Below are 15,570 nucleotides of genomic sequence, written 5' to 3'. Positions count from 1 at the left end.
GGGGACTTAGTCCCCGAGCAGGTCGAGGATCGCGGACTTCGAGATCAGTTCCGAGAAGACGTGCGGGTCCCCGCCCGGCCGGTAGAGCACGTAGAAGGGGATGCCGTAGCGGCCGAAGTCGGCGAGGTAGCGGCCGATCGAATCGTCGCGCCGGGTCCAGTCGGCCCGCATCGCGATGACCCCGTGCTGCTCGAACGCCCCGGCCACCTCCTCGGTCTCCAGGAAGAGCGTCTCGTTGACCTTGCAGGTGAAGCACCAGTCCGCCGTCACGTCGACGAACACATAGGTGCCCTCGGCGGCGAGTTCCTCCGCCCGGTCGCGGTCGAAGGGCTGCCATGCGATGAGACGGTCCTCCGGCGCGACGCCGATCGTCGATGGCCCCGCTTCGGATCGCCCCCCGGCCACCGTGGAGACGGCCACGACCATCAGCCCCGCCGCGGCGACTCCGGCGAGGCGGCGCGGCGCCCGCCCGCGCTGCGACCGGCTTGCGAGCCAGATCGCGAGGGCCACGGCCAGCAGCCCGATCTCGAAGAAGGCCACGCGCGGCGCCGACACCAGGCCCGACATCACGAACAGGAGCCACACGAGCGTCGCCGCGAGCAGGAACCCCATCACCACGCGGAAGGTCGCCATCCACGCCCCGGGCTTCGGCAGCACGCGCCCCGCCGCCGGGAAGGCCGCCAGCAGCAGATACGGAGAGGCCATGCCCGTCCCGATCGCGCCGAACATCGCGGCCGTCGTGCCCGAATCCTGCGTGAGCGCAAAGCCGAGCGCCGTCCCCAGGAAGGGGGCGGAGCAGGGCGTCGCCATCAGCGTGGCGAAGAAGCCGGTCACGAGGTGGCCCGCGAGCCCTTCGGATGGACCCGTCGAGCCCACCTTCGCCAGCGACCCCGGCAGATGGATCTCGAACAGCCCCCACATGTTGAGCGTGAAGAGCAGGATCACGACCGCGAGTGCTCCGACGAACAACGGCTCCTGGAACTGGATCCCCCAGCCCACCGCGACGCCGGCCGCGCGCGCCCCGATCGCCGCCCCCGCCAGCAGCAGGAAGGAGAGAATGATCCCGGCTGCCGTGGCAAGGCTCCCCGTCGTAAGGGCGCGCCTGCCCCCCTCCGCGCTCTTCATCAGTCCGAACACCTTCAGCGACAGCACGGGAAGGACGCACGGCATCGCGTTCAGGATCAGCCCGCCCAGGAAGCCGAGAAGCACGAACCACAGAAGCCCGCGTCCGGCGGCGGCGCCGAGCTGCGATCCCCGTCCGCCCGTCGTGGTTTCCGCCGCCGCGAAGAACTCGGGGTTCGCGACTTCACCCCCGGCGGCGATTGTCAGTCCCGCCGTGGCCGGCGTCGTCACCGGCGCGAGGCACATTTTGTCGTCGCACGCCTGGTAGGTGACGTTCGCGCGAATGGGGTACGTGCCGGCCGCCGCTCCCGCCGGCGTCGGCAGCGCGGTCCGGATGAAGATCTCGCCCTCGTACACGGAGATGGCGGTGGGCGCGAACTCGAAGCGCTTCATCTCGCCGGGGGGATAACGAGGCGTCTCCGGCGCCGGCCAGTCGGGCGGCGCCTCGATGTCGATCTCCGTCGCGATCAGGTAGTCGTAGGTGGGTTCGTAGCTGTTCGTGTGCCAGCCGTCCTCGATGGTGAGGCGCACCGCGAGTTGCGCGGGCTCGCCGGCGAGGTAGGCGGTGCGGTCGAGGGCGATGGCGATGTCCCCCTTCTCGAGATCCAGCGCCCCCTGCCGAGGAAGCTGCGCCGCGCCCGGGCCCGGGAGGAGAGATCCCGCGACCGCCGCCACCAGCGCCGCGCGCGCCAGCCACGCCCCGCCTCCGTATGTCCTGCTTCTCGAACCGACCACCATTCGTCCCGACCCCTTCTGACCCCTTGAATGCGAGCTTCCGACGACGCGGTGGGAAATTAGCCGTCCGCCGTCTGCGTCAAAACACCCGTCACCCCCGCCGCGATTGACGCGCGCAAAGGCGGCGGACCACTCTGAAAGCCACGAGGAACGTCCCGCGACACCGGAATCCGGAGGCTGACATGAAACGCTGGGGTCTGTTGCTGCTGAGAGTGAGCACGGGGTGGCTGCTGGTGATGTGGGGTTTCGACAAGTTTCTGAACGTGGAGCACGGCCAGCGGGTCGCCGAAAGCTTCTACCTCGGGATCGGTGCGCAGGCGGTCGTCCAGAACGTATTCGGCGGCCTGGAGATACTCCTCGGCCTGCTCGTGGTGGCGGGCCTGTGGAGGAAGCGGGCGTACCCGGTGACATTCGTCGTCCTCCTCATCACCGCGCTCGCCGTGTGGAAGTCGATCCTCGATCCGTGGGGCTGGGTCCTCGACGGATCGCAGGTTCTCTTCTATCCCTCGATCATCATCTTCGCCGGCGCCATGGTCCTCTGGGGCACGATGGATGAGGACGAGATGACGGTCGACGCCCTGCTGGGCTGAAATGGGCTGACGCCGGGCGGATGCGGCTGACTGCGCCGGGCGGTCCTGGCCCCCGGCCGACGCGGTCGGACGCCGCGCCGGCCGGGGCAGGGGATCAGCCGTGCTCCGGCTCGGGCTGGCGGACCTTTCCGAGCCGCCACATGCCGACAGCGACGAGCACCGCGACGATGGGCAGGCCCGCCGTCCCCGTGAGGACGATCAGCGAGGCCATCAGGAAGGCGACCGTCGCGGCGATGAGTCCCGTGAGGAGCCAGCCGCCGAGTACGACCAGGATGCCCGTTACGCGCTGGCCGCCGTCCGTCATGGTCCACGTACGGTCCCCGAAGGAAGCGCCCATCGCGGCCATGAACGTGATATAGGTCGTCGACAGGGGCAGCCTGTTCGCTGTGCCTATGGAGATGAGCAGTGCGGCGACCGTGAGGTTCACACTGGCGCGCAGCAGGTCGTACGGAGGATCCGATGGGTCCACCGGGGGCGGCGCCGTCTTCCCCTCGATATGCGCCCTGATCCTGCTCGGCGTGAGGCGCCGCGCCGCGAGGAAGCCATTGTACCCCCACGTCGCGATCGTCGTACCCAGCTTGCTGTTGCGGAAGCGCTGCCGCGTGTGGCTCTGGGCGGCGAGCCGGATTTCCGTGTCGGTTACGCGGCGGGCTTTGCGCGATCTGATGAGCGCCGCCGCCATGATGATGCCTGCCGCCAGCAGCGCCCAGGGCGGCGTCGGCACTCGACCGGAGAGGTCGACGCCGTCGACGAGCACCGCCTGGAAGGCCGCCACCGAGGGGCCGATGAAGTTGACGAGGTCGTTCCCGGCGAACGCCATGGACAGTGCCCCCGTGCCCGTGAGGACGATGACGCCGACCACCGTCCTGGGTCGATGCCGGAGTACGAGCGCAAACACGCTCGACAGCACGAACACGCCCACGAGGATCAGAACGATCTGATCGCGGAGCATCGCCATCGTTCCTTCACCGAGGATCGCGGCGCCCTGGAGACCCTTGAACAGCACGAAGTAGGACATCGCCGAGAACGAGACACCGGTCCAGAGCCAGCCCCAGCGCGGAAAGCTCTTCTTCAGATCGAATCCGTACAGGACCCGGACCAGCCACATGATCGCGGCCGCGCTCACGAAGGCGGTGATCACGGAGAGGAAGATCGCGGTGTAGATGCCGAGTACCGGCCCCGTGTTGATCACCTCCATCGCCCCGCGCAGCCCGCCCGCCGAGGTCCAGAAGGCGACGGCGATCGAGGCGCCGACCAGCTCCGACACGATCGAGACCGTTGTGCTGGTCGGCAGCCCGAAGGTGTTGAAGAGATCCAGGAGGAGGACATCCGCCGCCATGACGCCGAGGTAGAGGGCGAGGATGGAGGTCAGGATGATCGTGCCGTTCGCGTCGACGAAGTAGCTGGGATCGAACACGCCGCGCCGAGCCACTTCCATGAGTCCGCTCGAGGTGAAGGCGCCGAGAAGGATCCCGACCGTGGCAACGACCATGATGACGCGCCGCCGAGCCACACGGGACCCGAACGCCGAGTTCAGGAAGTTCACGGCATCGTTCGCGACCCCGACCCAGAGGTCGAAGGTGGCGAGCCCGAGAATCAGAAGCAGAGCACTGGTTTCGAACAATGAATCAACGCCTGGCTGGGGCTGCCTACGTCCGGAATACGGTCACGCCGAGGTGCCGCACAAAGCGCTTTTCAGCGCCAACCCTAGGCCGATTTCCGCGCGGGGCAAGCGTCGTGACGCGACTGTTACGTCAGCGCCCCCCAACTTCGTCTTCACCAAGGCGATCCGACGGGTGAGGCGGCTCGCCGCCGGATCGTTTCAGGAGCTGTCGCGCTACCTGGATGTCCGCCTCGTCCGAGCGCTCGGCAAAGAACTCGGCGGTTCTCATGGCCGTGATCTTCTCCGCAACAGCCGTGGCCACGAACTGATTGATGCTGGTGCCGTCTTCTCGACTGATCTCGCGGACCGCCATCTTGAGAGATGAGGGCAGACGCAGGGGGTAGGTGCTGGTTTGTTTCTGTTTCCGCGTCATTCTCGCATCCTTTGAAGCACTTGTTGGGGCGACAACAACTTCATCCCGAATCTCTGGGCGGCGTCACCGAAATCCCGCCGGTTGAAGGTGACCAGTGCGTTGGCGTTTCCGTTTATCGCGGCTTCCAGCACCATCTCATCCGCCGGATCACGAAGCTGCGGACGCCAGAGAAACCGGGATCGCACGGGCTCCGCCACCGCACACAACGCGGAAACGATGGAGCCGACCTCGGACTCCTCGAGGCCTGAGGCAACTCGCTGCGCCGGAGCTTTGCATATACTCTCGTATTCGAGTACGAGTGCGACCGAGAGCAGCAGAGTGAACTCCCGGCCAAGCGCTCGGTCGAGCAACTCTGCCGAGGCCCCCGCGGGGCTTCGTAAACCGGCAACGATGATGTTCGTGTCCAGAACAAGACGCATCATCCACGATATCACATCTTATGCGATGTCGCCACGGCCGCCTGGATCAAATCAAAGGAGGCGCAAATGCGTGTCCCCCCATTCCTGATGGAGCGGTGGCAGTCGACGTTCGAGCACCGCGTGGACTACAACCTGTCCGAAAGCGGCGTTCATCCCGTCACCCTTTCGGAACTTCTGGAACTCATCGACCTGGACCCGGAGGATGTTCGCCTCGAGTACGGCCAGAGCGACGGTTCCGATCCGCTCAAGGCCGCGGTCGCGGACCTGTACGAGGGGGCGGCGCCCGACAACGTCATCGCCACGACGGGCGGGGCCGAGGCGAACTACGTGGTCCTCTGGAGCCTCGTGTCCGCGGGAGATCGCGTAGTGGCGCTGGAGCCGACCTACGGCCAGACGCCGGGACTCGCGCGGGGGCTCGGCGCGGACGTCGTCTCGTGGCAGTTGAGGGAGGATCTCGGCTGGCAGCCCGAGCCGGGAAGCGCAGCCGACGCCATCACGCCCGGGACGCGTCTCGTCATCGTCACGAATCCCAACAATCCGACGGGATCCGTCCTCACCGAGGCCGCGATGGACGAGATCGCCGCGGCGGCGGAGGCGGCCGGGGCCTGGATCCTGGCGGACGAGGTCTACATGGGCGCGGAGGTCGAAGGCCCGGAGACGCCGAGTTTCTGGGGCCGCTACGACCGGGTGATCGTGACGAACTCGCTCTCGAAAGCGTATGCGCTTCCGGGGCTCCGGCTCGGCTGGATCACGGCGCCGGCGCACATGCACGAGGAGTTCTGGAGCCGCAAGGACTACACGACGATCACGCCGGCCACCCTCTCGGACATCGCGGCGAGGCGAGTCCTGAGCGCCGACGTGCGTCCCCGCGTGCTCGCACGGACCCGGGGGATCATCCGCGCCAACCTCTCCCGCGTCACCCGCTGGCTCGATGACCGCGCGGACCTGTTCTCGTACCGGGCCCCGGACGCCGGCGCGATCTGCTACGTGCGCTACGGTCTCGACATCAACTCCACCGAACTGGCGGAGCGACTGCGGGCCGAGAAGGGTGTGCTCCTCGTGCCGGGGGACCATTTCGGCATGGACCGGTACCTGCGGATCGGCTTCGGGAACCCGGCCGCGGAACTCGACGCGGCCCTCGACCGGGTGGCGGCCCTCCTCGAGGAGACGTACGCGGCGGTCGCGTAGCGGCGCGTGGGTACGGTTGAAGTCGAGGTCAAGCTCACCGGGCGTCCCGCGGAGTTGTCCGCGGCCTTCGACGACCTTGGCGGAAGTCGACCGGCTCGCCAACAGTTGCTGACGACCTACTACGACACGCCGGAGGGTCATCTCCGGCGCCGTGGGTACGCCCTCAGAATCCGGAGCCGGCGCGGCGTCCGGGAACTGACCCTCAAGAAGGACGAGGGGGATGGACTGACCCGTGGCGAGTGGACGTCGCCCTTGCCGCCCGCGACCGGGGGCGAAGGGACGCCGGGGCTCGATCGACTCCCCGCGGAGGCGCCCGTCGACGATCTCGGGGTCACGGCGACCGACGTTCTGAACCCCACCTTCCTCACGGACATCGGGCGCACGAAGAAGGAAACCAGGATGGGCGATGCGCTGGTCGAGGTGTCGCTGGACGCGGGCCGGATCTCGGCCGGCGGGCGTGAGACACCGGTCGCCGAACTGGAGTTGGAACTGCTGAGCGGGCCGGTGGGGGACATGCTGGCGGGCGGGCGCACGCTGCTGAAAAAGCGGCGCCTCGCGGTCGGAACGCGCTCCAAGGCGGCGGGGGGCACGGACCTGCTTCTCGGCACGTCACCGGCCGCCGTCCGGGCGACCAGAGTGAAACTCGATCCGGCGGATTCGATCGACGGGGCGCTCGCGAAGGTGGTCCGGGCGGCGTGCGTCCACGCAATGGGGAATCTCGCCGCGGTCCTGGAGGCCGGCGACCCCGAAGGCATCCACCAGCTGCGGGTCTCCCTGCGTCGGCTGCGCTCGGCGCTCCTCTTCCTCAAACACCATCTCGGCTCCCGCGCCGCCGCCCTGAACCGCGAGGCCCGCCGGGCGCTCAAGCGGCTCGGCCCGGCCCGCGACCTCGATGTCTTTCTGCTCGAGACGTTGCCTCCCGTGATCGACGCGAACCCGGGAGTCTCCTCGCTGCCGCGCCTTCGTGACGCCGCCCGGCAGCGGAGGGAGGCGGCGCATGCGTCGGCTCGAAAGGTGCTCCTGGGCCGGCGGTTCAACCGGTTCGTCCTGGATCTGCTGGACGTGGCGCACGGCGGCGGACTCGTCGTCGAGGACAGCGGCGAATCCCTCATGGAGACGGCGAAGGACAGGCTGAACGGCAGGTACCGGAGTCTGATGAAGGCGGGGAAGGGTTTCGAACATCTCGGCGAGCCGGAGCGCCATCGGGTCAGGATCGCGCTCAAGAAGCTCCGCTATGCGTGCGACTACTCCCGGAGCCTCTTCCCGGGCCCGGCGGTGGGCACCTGCCTGCGGCATCTCTCGTCGCTGCAGGACGATCTCGGACGCCTGAACGATGCGGCGGTCGCGCGGCAGATCTCGCGGGAGCTGGCCGCGGCCGATCCGCACGCGGCCGAGGGTGCGTCGGGGGTCCGCGACTGGTGCGACGAGCGGGTCCGCGCGGCGGAGCCCGGCCTCATCGAGTCCTGGCGGACCTTCGTCGCGACGGAACCGTTCTGGTAGCCGTCCCGGCATCCGTGCTGGTGGCCGTTCCGATACCCGTCAGGGCACAGTCAGAGCATGATGCGCGGACCCAGCGAACGGCGATGGTTCCGGACGCCGCGCGCGAAGAGGAGCAGCGTGAGCAGGAGCGCGGCTCCGCCGATCACGAGTCGCACCGGGTTGTCCGAAACGCGGTTTCCGGGGTTGCTGAGCAGGGCGTCGAAGAGCGTGGGCGGATCGTACAGGACCCCGCCCTTGCCCACGCGGGAAACCGTCTGCGTGAGAGAAATGTCCAGGCGCGGATCGCTCTCGAGAATGAGAAAGTCCCCCAGCTTGCCCGGCTCCAGCGTACCCCGCGAATCTTCGAGTCCCAGGTAGCGGGCCGCCTCGCGCGTGGCGGCGTAGAGGGCGTCCTCCGCCGTCAACCCGGCCGCGACGAGCGCGTCCATCTCTTCGTGCAGCGCCAGCCCCGGCGCGAGCGCGCCGTTCGTGGCCGTGGAGACGGATCCCCCGGCGGCGTGGAACTCCCGCACGAACTCGCGGAGCACCTCCAGCGCCGCGCTCAACCGCTCGGCCTCGGCGGGCGTGCGGCCGGGAAGGAGTCGGTCCTGAATGCGCTCCGTGACCATCGCGTACTCGAGAAGCCGGTTCATCCCGTGCGGGAGTCGGTAGGGCGCCGCCCAGCGCTCCTGCTCCAGCAGGCGTGGCGCGAACGCGGCGCCCCGGGCCCCCAGCGCGCGGGCGGAGTCCAACAGCGCCTCGCGGTCGGCCAGCGTCGACCGCGATCGCGCGTAGACGAGGAGATCTCGCTCCCCGCGTCCCGGTGGCCCGGTGTCGAGCGGGATCGTCGCCGCGACGACCTGGCCGAAGAGACCGAGCGGGTACGGCGGCTCCTCAACGGGATTCGCCGGCCGCGGCGCGGGAATGCGCCGGTCATCGCTTCCTGTGGGCGGCAGCGGCTCCCCCTCGGGTCCCTCCGGGATCTCCGGCACAGCCGCCGTCGTGACGCCGAGCAGGAAGGCCAGGTAGGCGGCCTGCTCGTTGCTCGGCACTTCGACGGCCTCCTTCACATCGATCAGCCCCGGCACCACCCAGAAGCCATCGGCGTCGAGCACCTCCACGCCCGCCGGTTCGGCGCAGTCGGCCTGCGCGCCCACGCACGTCACCAGGCCGTCGACCACGACGAGCCGCCCGGTCGGCCACACGGCCCCGGTACCATCGATGATGTTCGCGTTATCGACCACGATCGACCCCGGCCCGCCGCACGCCGCGAGGCCGACCAGAAGAGCCGCCCACGCTCCCGGACGTCGGTTGATTCCCGTCATGAGGTTCCCGTTCCGTTCAGGATCTCCATCGCCTCCCGGTGAAGCGCCGGCGCGGCCGCCACCGTCGACGCGCCGCCGATGGGATCGTCCCCTTCCCAGGTCGTGATCACCCCGCCCGCGCCCCTGATCACCGGGACCAGCGCCGCAATGTCCCACGGGTGCATGATCGGATCGAGCATGATGTCGGCTCGCCCCGTCGCGACCATGAGATATCCGTAACAGTCGCCCCAGCCACGGTACAGCGCCGTTCTCGACCACAGCGCCTCGAACCCGGCGAGGTCCCGGTGCCGGCCGACCGCGCCCGGATCCGTCGTCAGGAGCGTCGCCTCCGACAGCGAGCGATCCTCGCGCACCCGGACCGTCTCCCCGTTGAAGGTCGTCCCCGACGCCGTGCCGATGGCCAGCTCGCGCGTGATCGGCTGGTGGATGACCCCCAGAATCGGCTCCCCGTCGCGCAGCAGCCCGATGAGCGTCCCGAACAGAGGGACTCCCGCGACGAAGGAGATCGTCCCGTCGATCGGATCCAGCACCCACACGTATTCCGCGTCGTTGTTCTGCGGGCCGAACTCCTCGCCGACGATGCCATGGTCGGGGAAGCGCTCCAGAATCCGGTCGCGCAGGAGCGTCTCGGCGTAGCGATCCGCCACCGTGACGGGCGACGCGTCCGCCTTGGATTCCACGGCCAGATCGGGATGGCGGAACATGCCCGCGATCGCCCGGCCCGACGCCTCGGCCAGCTCCGCGGCGAATTCCCTCAGCGAATCGGGGTCCACCTCTCCTCCGGTTTCGGGGTGTGGGTTTGAGCGCCATCCGGCCCACAGGATAGGTTGCCGGACATGCTCAGGCTTCATCCGTACGAATACCACATGCCGCGCGCGCTCGACGAGGCGCTGTCGTTGCTCGCCGCCCATGGCGACGACGCGATGCCCATCGCCGGCGGAACCGACCTCGTCCCCAACATGAAGCACGGGCTGTTCACGCCCGGCCACCTCGTCGCCCTAAGCCGCGTGCGGGAGATGCGCGGGATCGCTTCCACCGGGGACGAGATCCGCATCGGGGCGGCCGAGACGCTGACTTCGGTCGCGACCCACCCGGAAGTCCTCGCGCAGGTCCCCGGTCTGGCCCGGGCCGCCGAACTCGTGTCGGGTCCGCAGTTGCGGCGCGTCGGCACGATCGGCGGCAACGTCTGTCTGGACACGCGGTGCGCGTACTACAACCAGACGAAGTTCTGGCGGAAGGCGCTCGGCTACTGCCTGAAGAAGGACGGCGACGTGTGCCACGTCGTGAAGGGCGGCACCCGCTGCGTCGCGGCGCACTCGGCGGATACGCCGCCCGTGCTCGCCGTGCTCGATGCGGTCCTCGAGGTCGCGGACGGGGCGGACGGGGATCGGACCCGCGACGTGCCGATAAGGCAGTTCTTCACATCCGACGGGATCTGGAACCGGTCCATCGGGAGCAGCGAACTCGTCGTCGCGATCCGGATTCCGCAGCCGCCGCCGGGTACGCAGGTCGCGTTCCAGAAACTCCGGTCCAGGCAGGCGATCGACTTCCCGCTGGCCAACCTCGCGGTGCGCGTCGGGCGCGGAGACGACGGCCGCGTGTCCGACTTTCGCCTCGTCGTCTCAGCGATGGGCGCCTATCCCCGCCACGTGGGGAAGGTCGAGGAGGCCGCCCTGGGGAACCGCCTCCGCCCGGGCGTGATCGAAGCCGTGGCCGAGCAGGCGTTCCGCCAGTGTCACCCGCTCTCCAACATCACGGTCGACCCGGAATGGCGCCGGGCCATGATCCCCGTCCTCGTCCGCCGCGCCCTCAACGAGATCGCCGCCGCCTGAAGACTTGGGGCCGCGCGGTCGATCCCCGGGCTCGGTAGACGGGGCTCAGTAGGCGAAGAGGTCGGCGAGCGGGACGTAGGCCTCGCCGGCGAACGCGAGAACGTCGTCGATACCGAACAGGATCTCGTCGAGGGCCACGAGTTCGGAGTCGTTGAATCCCCGTCCGGCGGCATCGATGAAGACCGGCGCTTCAACGGTGCCTTCCACCAGTGCCTCCACGCGTCCCGCCTGGCGGATCTCTCCCTCCTGCGCCCCGTTCACGACGGCGAGGTCGACGAGCGTCAGCCCGGCCGAGCCATCGATGTCCATGCGGAACTGGAGATCGGCGAAGGATCCGTCCGCCGATAGATCGCCGCCGACCCGCAATCGTACCTCGGTCCCCTCGGCCGAGAGCACGCGGTGCGTCGACGTGACGCGCGTCATGCGGGCCGCGTCATCCGACTCCAGCAACTCGTCGAGTTCGAAGTCGAAGCGTCCGTTGTGGTCCTCCACGAAGCCCTCGGCGAGCAGGCTCACCGATACCCCGTTCGCGTCGGATGCGAATGCGCCGTCGACGAGGTAGTCGGCGATGCGCCGGGCGCCGCCGCCGCTCCTGTCGAAGGCCCGGATCCGCAGGCGGGCGGACACCGCGTCGCTCTCGTCGGTGAGATCAACGAACCCGAATGGCCGCAGCGGAAGCGCGGGGAGTCCGGAGGCAAGGTCGACCACATACAGTTCGAACCGGACGCCGTTTTCCGGACCGCCCTCCCCGTATTCGACATACGCGTCGATGGACGCATCGAAGATGAACTCCTTGCCGAGGACGTTGATGGGGAAGAGCGGGATCTTCGCGCCCTGTGCGCGGCTTGCGGCGACGTTCGCCACCGCGCGTTCGAGCGAACGCGGCTCGAGGGCGCGGAGGAGATCGACCCGATCGGATGAGCCGCGGAGTTGCGAGTGGGCGACCCGATTCGCCCGGGGTGCGGCCAGCCCGAGCACCTCGGCGATTGTCCGCACCTGGGCCACGACTGCGTTGTCCGCGGCGAAGCGGAGCGAGTAGATGGAGTTCGCCGTCAACTCGGGATCGAAGGGAGGATCGGGCAGCGGCGGTCCGATGATGCCCCGTTCTTCCCCGCAACCCGCGGCCGCCAGTACGAGCAGCCCCACCACCAGGGCACGACATCTTCCCGCCACTGCGATCCTTCCCCTCATGCTCCGCCTCGTGCTTCCCCTCAGGCTTCCCGTCATGCTTCACACGGATCATTCGATTGGACAGGAGAAAGACGAGGCAGGCGGGGAGCGGGTCACGGGAGGTGGGGGCGGCTGGTCCCGATCCCCACCCCGCACATACCTTGGCGAAGCGTTCAGGAAACCGACATTCGCCACGACGACCCCCGACCGGGGGCTCTTGATTCCGAGGAGGTAGGATGCACGCCTTGCCCGACCTGCCGTACGCTCACGATGCGCTCGAACCGACGATCGACGCGCGCACGATGGAGATCCACCACGGCAAGCATCACCAGGTATACGTGAACATGCTGAACGGCGCGCTCGAGGGTCACGACGACCTTGCGGGCCTCTCGCTGGAGGCTCTCCTGCGCGGCATCGCCGACGTGCCCGAGTCGATCCGCGGCGCGGTGCGGAACCACGGCGGCGGACACGCGAACCACTCGCTGTTCTGGACTTCGATGTCTCCGAACGGGGGCGGAAGTCCGTCCAGCGATCTCGCGGCCGCCATCGACGGCGCCTGCGGCTCCTTCGACGACTTCAAGGCAGCGTTCCAGCAGGCCGGACTCACCCGCTTCGGCAGCGGCTGGGCGTGGCTCGTCGCTGGCGGCGGCGGAGATCTGTCCGTGTACTCCACCGCGAACCAGGACAGCCCGCTCATGCAGGGAGACACGCCGCTCCTGGGCGTGGACGTGTGGGAGCACGCGTACTACCTGAACTACCAGAACCGCCGGGCGGACTACCTCGCCGCGTTCTGGGATGTCGTGGACTGGGCCGCCGTGGCCGCCCGCTACGCCGCCGCCACCGGCTAGGGATGGTCTGAACCAGGCGGCTCGGGGGCGGGGACGCTGGATCAGGTGAACCAAAATCCTCGCCCGTCAGGGGCAAACGTCTACGCACTCGTCGGGGTGCACGCGGTGAAGGGAAAGCCACAGCGCCTCGTACTCGTAGTTCGCCGCATCGTCTGCAACAGGGAACCGCCAGTTGCGCCAGCACCACCACCAGCCGCAGGGCGGGCTCCTTTTCTTGATGTCGTCCAACGTGAACCCAAAGGGTTGATCCGGCGGAAACGGCGCGCGGTTCACCCTTAGTCGCCACTCGACATTCGGCTCGAGAGTCCACATGCCTGAGCCTTCCGCGACGATACGGTTGTCCTGCACGAGCCGTGCGGAGAACCTCATGGCACCGGAATCCGGCACGCGGAACTCCAGCCCGCCGTCAACGAAGTCGGCAGCGGTGAACGTCATGCGCGGGTCGACACTGCCGATCTCGAGTTCGAAGCCCGCGAAACCTCTCGGATCGTCGAGCGCATTGACGAGCGTCACCTCCTCGTCGCTATCGTCCGGCGGCCAGTGAAGACGTTGTTCCCGGGAGTTCACGTGCATCAGAAGCGTCGCATCTTGAGTCTCGAGCGAGTTCGAACACGAAACCGCGGCGATGCATGTGGCGGCGAGCAGCGTTGCCTTGCTCTTCATCGGATTACCCTCCGATCCGTCTCCTCAAGGATCGACTCGCACAAAACCTCTCTCGCCTTCGCAGCCCTCGTCGCGGTGGCGTAAACGTGTGATCGGAGGGAAGCGTATCCGGCCCTCGGACACCCCTCTCACGTTGTAGACGCCACGAGTTGGCGAAACCGGACATCGGTCGACGCGAAACAGCCCGCCGCCCGGGGCCCCGGGGTCAGTCGCCGAGGCTGACGCCGAGCGCTTGGGCGGTCATCACGATGTCGCCGTCCACCGGCACCACCTTGAGATCGGCGAGCGCCTCGGCGAGCGGGATCGCGCGGACGTGCGGCGGGTCGAGCGCGACCATCGTCCCGAAGCGGCCGCGGGCCACGCACCGCACGGCGGCGGCGCCGAAGCGCAGCGAGATGACGCGGTCGTAGGAGTTCGGCGTGCCGCCGCGCTGCAGGTGGCCGAGCGTCAGCGACCGCGTCTCCTTCCCCGTGCGCCGCGCGATCTCGCGCGCCACCACCTCGCCCAGCCCGCCGAGCCGCTCCTGGTCGTCGTCGCCGCCGTGGACGGTCTTCATCACCATCTCGCCCCCGGCGGGCGTCGCGCCCTCCGCCACGCAGACGATGCTGAAATCGCGCCCCGCCGCCTCGCGGTCCCGGATCTTGTCGCACACTCTCTCGATGTCGAAGGGAATCTCCGGGATGAGGATGACATCGGCCGAGCCCGCGAGCCCGCTGTAGAGCGCGATCCAGCCGGCGTGCCGCCCCATGACCTCCACCACCATGACGCGGCGGTGGCTCTCCGCCGTGGAGTGGAGTTTCCCGATCGCGTCGGTCGCCGTCGCGACCGCCGTGAGAAACCCGAACGTGAGACTGGTTCCGCAGAGGTCGTTGTCGATCGTCTTCGGCACGCCGACCACCGGGAGCCCCCGCTTCGACAGCCGGTGTGCGAGGTCGAGACTGCCGTCGCCGCCGATCGCGATCAACGCGTCGATGCCATGCCGCCGGAGGCCCTCGATGATCTCGCCGGACCGGTCGCGCTCCTCGATCGAGCCGTCCGGCAGGCGCACCGGCCACGCGAACGGGTCGAAGCTGTTGGTCGTCCCCAGAATCGTCCCGCCACGGTGCGTGATTCCCCGCACCTCATCGCTCCCCAGCGGAATCACCCGCCCCGGATCATCCGGCAGCAGCCCCCCGTAGCCGTTCTCGACGCCCACCACGCTCCAGCCGCGGTGGAGCGCGCTCAACACGATGGCCCGGATCACCGCGTTCAGCCCCGGCGCGTCGCCTCCGCCGGTGTTGATCGCGATCTTCCGGATCTTTCCCGCCCGGTCCGCGCGCGGTGCGGCCGTCGCGAGATCCTCGTCGCCGGGTACCGTCTTCTTCTCGTTCATGGCCCGATTATCGGCGAGAGTGGAGGTTGACGCCACTACCGGCGACGGTGGGGGTTGACGCTGCGCCCGCGGGTCGGCACCCTCGCTCCCCATGTCGCCGCGCCGCCCGCTGGAAACGATCCTGTTCGACCTCGATGGCACGCTCGTTGACTCGACCCATCTCATCGCCGAGTCCTGGCGCCACACGATGAGGACCCACTTCGAGGACCCCCCTCCGGACGAGGTGTGGCTGCGGACGCTGGGCCAGCCGCTGCGGACCCAACTCGGCTACCTCGTGGACACGGCCGAGGAAGTTCAGGCCATGGTCGACACCTACATCGACCACAACTTCCGGGAACACGAACGGCTCATCCGTTCGTTTCCGCACGTCGGCGAGACGCTCGTTCGACTCTGCGGGAAAGGGGTGCGGGTCGGCGTCGTCACGAGCAAGGCGAGTGCCGGAACGGCCCGAAGCCTGGCGGCGTGCGGGCTGGACGAAGCGCTCTTCGACGTGATCGTCACGTCCGATGAGCCCGTGCCGCACAAGCCCGACCCGGCCCCCGTCCGCCTCGCGCTGGAACGCCTGGAGGCCGCCGCCGAAACCGCCGCCTACGTGGGCGACTCGGTGTGGGACATGCGGGCCGGACACGCGGCCGGCGTGACGACGATCGCCGCCCTGTGGGGCCCGTTCTCGGAGCGGGAACTGGTGATCGAGCGTCCCCACATCATGCTCGACGCGATCGAGGATCTCCTCGGCTACGTCGCGGCGCCCGACCCGTCCCGGCCGCCTGCTTGACGGATCGCCTGCCCTG

15 protein-coding genes are annotated in these 15,570 nt (G+C 68.7%); 6 read left to right on the top strand and 9 right to left on the bottom strand.

Features of this window, described 5'->3' with window-relative positions; genetic code table 11:
• Nucleotides 1–6: 6 nt before the first annotated feature.
• Nucleotides 7–1,857, bottom strand: a complete 1,851-nt coding sequence (locus tag ACOGXI_RS11105) for a thioredoxin family protein (RefSeq protein WP_419938910.1) — start codon at nt 1,855–1,857, stop codon at nt 7–9.
• Nucleotides 1,858–2,039: 182 nt separating this feature from the next.
• Here ACOGXI_RS11105 and ACOGXI_RS11100 point away from each other — a divergent pair, with 182 nt between their 5' ends.
• Nucleotides 2,040–2,447, top strand: coding sequence for a DoxX family membrane protein (locus ACOGXI_RS11100; protein ID WP_419938909.1), 408 nt, complete (start codon nt 2,040–2,042; stop codon nt 2,445–2,447).
• 94 nt (nt 2,448–2,541) lie between these two features.
• On the opposite strand, the gene ACOGXI_RS11095 is transcribed toward ACOGXI_RS11100, so the two are convergent.
• The 3 genes from ACOGXI_RS11095 to ACOGXI_RS11085 all read right to left on the bottom strand — a co-directional run bounded on the left by ACOGXI_RS11095 (nt 2,542) and on the right by ACOGXI_RS11085 (nt 4,905).
• Nucleotides 2,542–4,071, bottom strand: a complete 1,530-nt coding sequence (locus tag ACOGXI_RS11095; RefSeq protein ID WP_419938908.1) for an inorganic phosphate transporter — start codon at nt 4,069–4,071, stop codon at nt 2,542–2,544.
• Nucleotides 4,072–4,201: 130 nt separating this feature from the next.
• Entirely contained in the window at nt 4,202–4,483 is a 282-nt protein-coding gene (locus ACOGXI_RS11090) for a toxin-antitoxin system HicB family antitoxin (RefSeq protein WP_419938907.1), read from the bottom strand.
• Nucleotides 4,480–4,905, bottom strand: coding sequence for a putative toxin-antitoxin system toxin component, PIN family (locus ACOGXI_RS11085; RefSeq protein ID WP_419938906.1), 426 nt, complete (start codon nt 4,903–4,905; stop codon nt 4,480–4,482). Before ACOGXI_RS11085 ends, ACOGXI_RS11090 begins: the two co-directional genes overlap by 4 nt.
• A 63-nt stretch (nt 4,906–4,968) precedes the next feature.
• Between ACOGXI_RS11085 and ACOGXI_RS11080 the strand changes: the two genes are divergently transcribed.
• Complete coding sequence (locus tag ACOGXI_RS11080) at nt 4,969–6,090, top strand: aminotransferase class I/II-fold pyridoxal phosphate-dependent enzyme (protein ID WP_419938905.1); 1,122 nt, start codon at nt 4,969–4,971, stop codon at nt 6,088–6,090.
• Between the two features lie 6 nt (nt 6,091–6,096).
• The gene (locus tag ACOGXI_RS11075) at nt 6,097–7,590 is read left to right on the top strand and encodes a CHAD domain-containing protein (protein WP_419938904.1); all 1,494 of its coding nucleotides are present in this window, start codon (nt 6,097–6,099) and stop codon (nt 7,588–7,590) included.
• 50 nt (nt 7,591–7,640) lie between these two features.
• On the opposite strand, the gene ACOGXI_RS11070 is transcribed toward ACOGXI_RS11075, so the two are convergent.
• The gene (locus ACOGXI_RS11070; protein ID WP_419938903.1) at nt 7,641–8,894 is read right to left on the bottom strand and encodes an amidohydrolase family protein; all 1,254 of its coding nucleotides are present in this window, start codon (nt 8,892–8,894) and stop codon (nt 7,641–7,643) included.
• The gene (hisN, locus tag ACOGXI_RS11065) at nt 8,891–9,667 is read right to left on the bottom strand and encodes a histidinol-phosphatase (protein WP_419938902.1); all 777 of its coding nucleotides are present in this window, start codon (nt 9,665–9,667) and stop codon (nt 8,891–8,893) included. The genes ACOGXI_RS11070 and hisN overlap by 4 nt, the downstream gene beginning before the upstream one ends.
• 63 nt (nt 9,668–9,730) lie before the next feature.
• Here hisN and ACOGXI_RS11060 point away from each other — a divergent pair, with 63 nt between their 5' ends.
• Nucleotides 9,731–10,726: an FAD binding domain-containing protein gene (locus tag ACOGXI_RS11060; RefSeq protein WP_419938901.1), complete on the top strand. Its 996-nt coding sequence runs from the start codon at nt 9,731–9,733 to the stop codon at nt 10,724–10,726.
• Between the two features lie 45 nt (nt 10,727–10,771).
• Here the strand turns inward: ACOGXI_RS11060 and ACOGXI_RS11055 are convergent, their stop codons facing one another.
• On the bottom strand, nt 10,772–11,917 hold the full coding sequence (locus tag ACOGXI_RS11055) for a hypothetical protein (RefSeq protein ID WP_419938900.1): 1,146 nt from the start codon (nt 11,915–11,917) through the stop codon (nt 10,772–10,774).
• A gap of 215 nt (nt 11,918–12,132) precedes the next feature.
• Between ACOGXI_RS11055 and ACOGXI_RS11050 the strand changes: the two genes are divergently transcribed.
• On the top strand, nt 12,133–12,744 hold the full coding sequence (locus ACOGXI_RS11050) for a superoxide dismutase (protein ID WP_419938899.1): 612 nt from the start codon (nt 12,133–12,135) through the stop codon (nt 12,742–12,744).
• A gap of 66 nt (nt 12,745–12,810) precedes the next feature.
• On the opposite strand, the gene ACOGXI_RS11045 is transcribed toward ACOGXI_RS11050, so the two are convergent.
• A complete protein-coding gene (locus ACOGXI_RS11045; RefSeq protein ID WP_419938898.1) occupies nt 12,811–13,407 on the bottom strand; it encodes a hypothetical protein in 597 nt (198 codons plus the stop codon).
• A gap of 205 nt (nt 13,408–13,612) precedes the next feature.
• Nucleotides 13,613–14,779: a 6-phosphofructokinase gene (locus tag ACOGXI_RS11040; protein WP_419938897.1), complete on the bottom strand. Its 1,167-nt coding sequence runs from the start codon at nt 14,777–14,779 to the stop codon at nt 13,613–13,615.
• 91 nt (nt 14,780–14,870) lie between these two features.
• Between ACOGXI_RS11040 and ACOGXI_RS11035 the strand changes: the two genes are divergently transcribed.
• Nucleotides 14,871–15,554, top strand: coding sequence for an HAD family hydrolase (locus ACOGXI_RS11035; RefSeq protein ID WP_419938896.1), 684 nt, complete (start codon nt 14,871–14,873; stop codon nt 15,552–15,554).
• Nucleotides 15,555–15,570: the final 16 nt, after the last annotated feature.

Origin of the sequence: Candidatus Palauibacter sp., assembly GCF_965208055.1 — a bacterium.
In the GTDB taxonomy this organism is placed as follows: domain Bacteria; phylum Gemmatimonadota; class Gemmatimonadetes; order Palauibacterales; family Palauibacteraceae; genus Palauibacter.
Note: the sequence above shows the minus strand (reverse complement) of the source record. Positions and strands in the feature narration are given on the sequence as shown.

Bases quoted from the DNA above. Each gene is read 5' to 3' on its own strand.
- ACOGXI_RS11100 (WP_419938909.1), top strand. From the start codon at position 2,040: ATGAAACGCTGGGGTCTGTTGCTGCTGAGAGTGAGCACGGGGTGGCTG.
- ACOGXI_RS11090 (WP_419938907.1), bottom strand. From the start codon at position 4,483: ATGACGCGGAAACAGAAACAAACCAGCACCTACCCCCTGCGTCTGCCC.
- ACOGXI_RS11085 (WP_419938906.1), bottom strand. From the start codon at position 4,905: ATGATGCGTCTTGTTCTGGACACGAACATCATCGTTGCCGGTTTACGA.
- ACOGXI_RS11080 (WP_419938905.1), top strand. From the start codon at position 4,969: ATGCGTGTCCCCCCATTCCTGATGGAGCGGTGGCAGTCGACGTTCGAG.
- ACOGXI_RS11070 (WP_419938903.1), bottom strand. From the start codon at position 8,894: ATGACGGGAATCAACCGACGTCCGGGAGCGTGGGCGGCTCTTCTGGTC.
- ACOGXI_RS11060 (WP_419938901.1), top strand. From the start codon at position 9,731: ATGCTCAGGCTTCATCCGTACGAATACCACATGCCGCGCGCGCTCGAC.
- ACOGXI_RS11055 (WP_419938900.1), bottom strand. From the start codon at position 11,917: ATGAGGGGAAGGATCGCAGTGGCGGGAAGATGTCGTGCCCTGGTGGTG.
- ACOGXI_RS11050 (WP_419938899.1), top strand. From the start codon at position 12,133: ATGCACGCCTTGCCCGACCTGCCGTACGCTCACGATGCGCTCGAACCG.
- ACOGXI_RS11045 (WP_419938898.1), bottom strand. From the start codon at position 13,407: ATGAAGAGCAAGGCAACGCTGCTCGCCGCCACATGCATCGCCGCGGTT.
- ACOGXI_RS11040 (WP_419938897.1), bottom strand. From the start codon at position 14,779: ATGAACGAGAAGAAGACGGTACCCGGCGACGAGGATCTCGCGACGGCC.
- ACOGXI_RS11035 (WP_419938896.1), top strand. From the start codon at position 14,871: ATGTCGCCGCGCCGCCCGCTGGAAACGATCCTGTTCGACCTCGATGGC.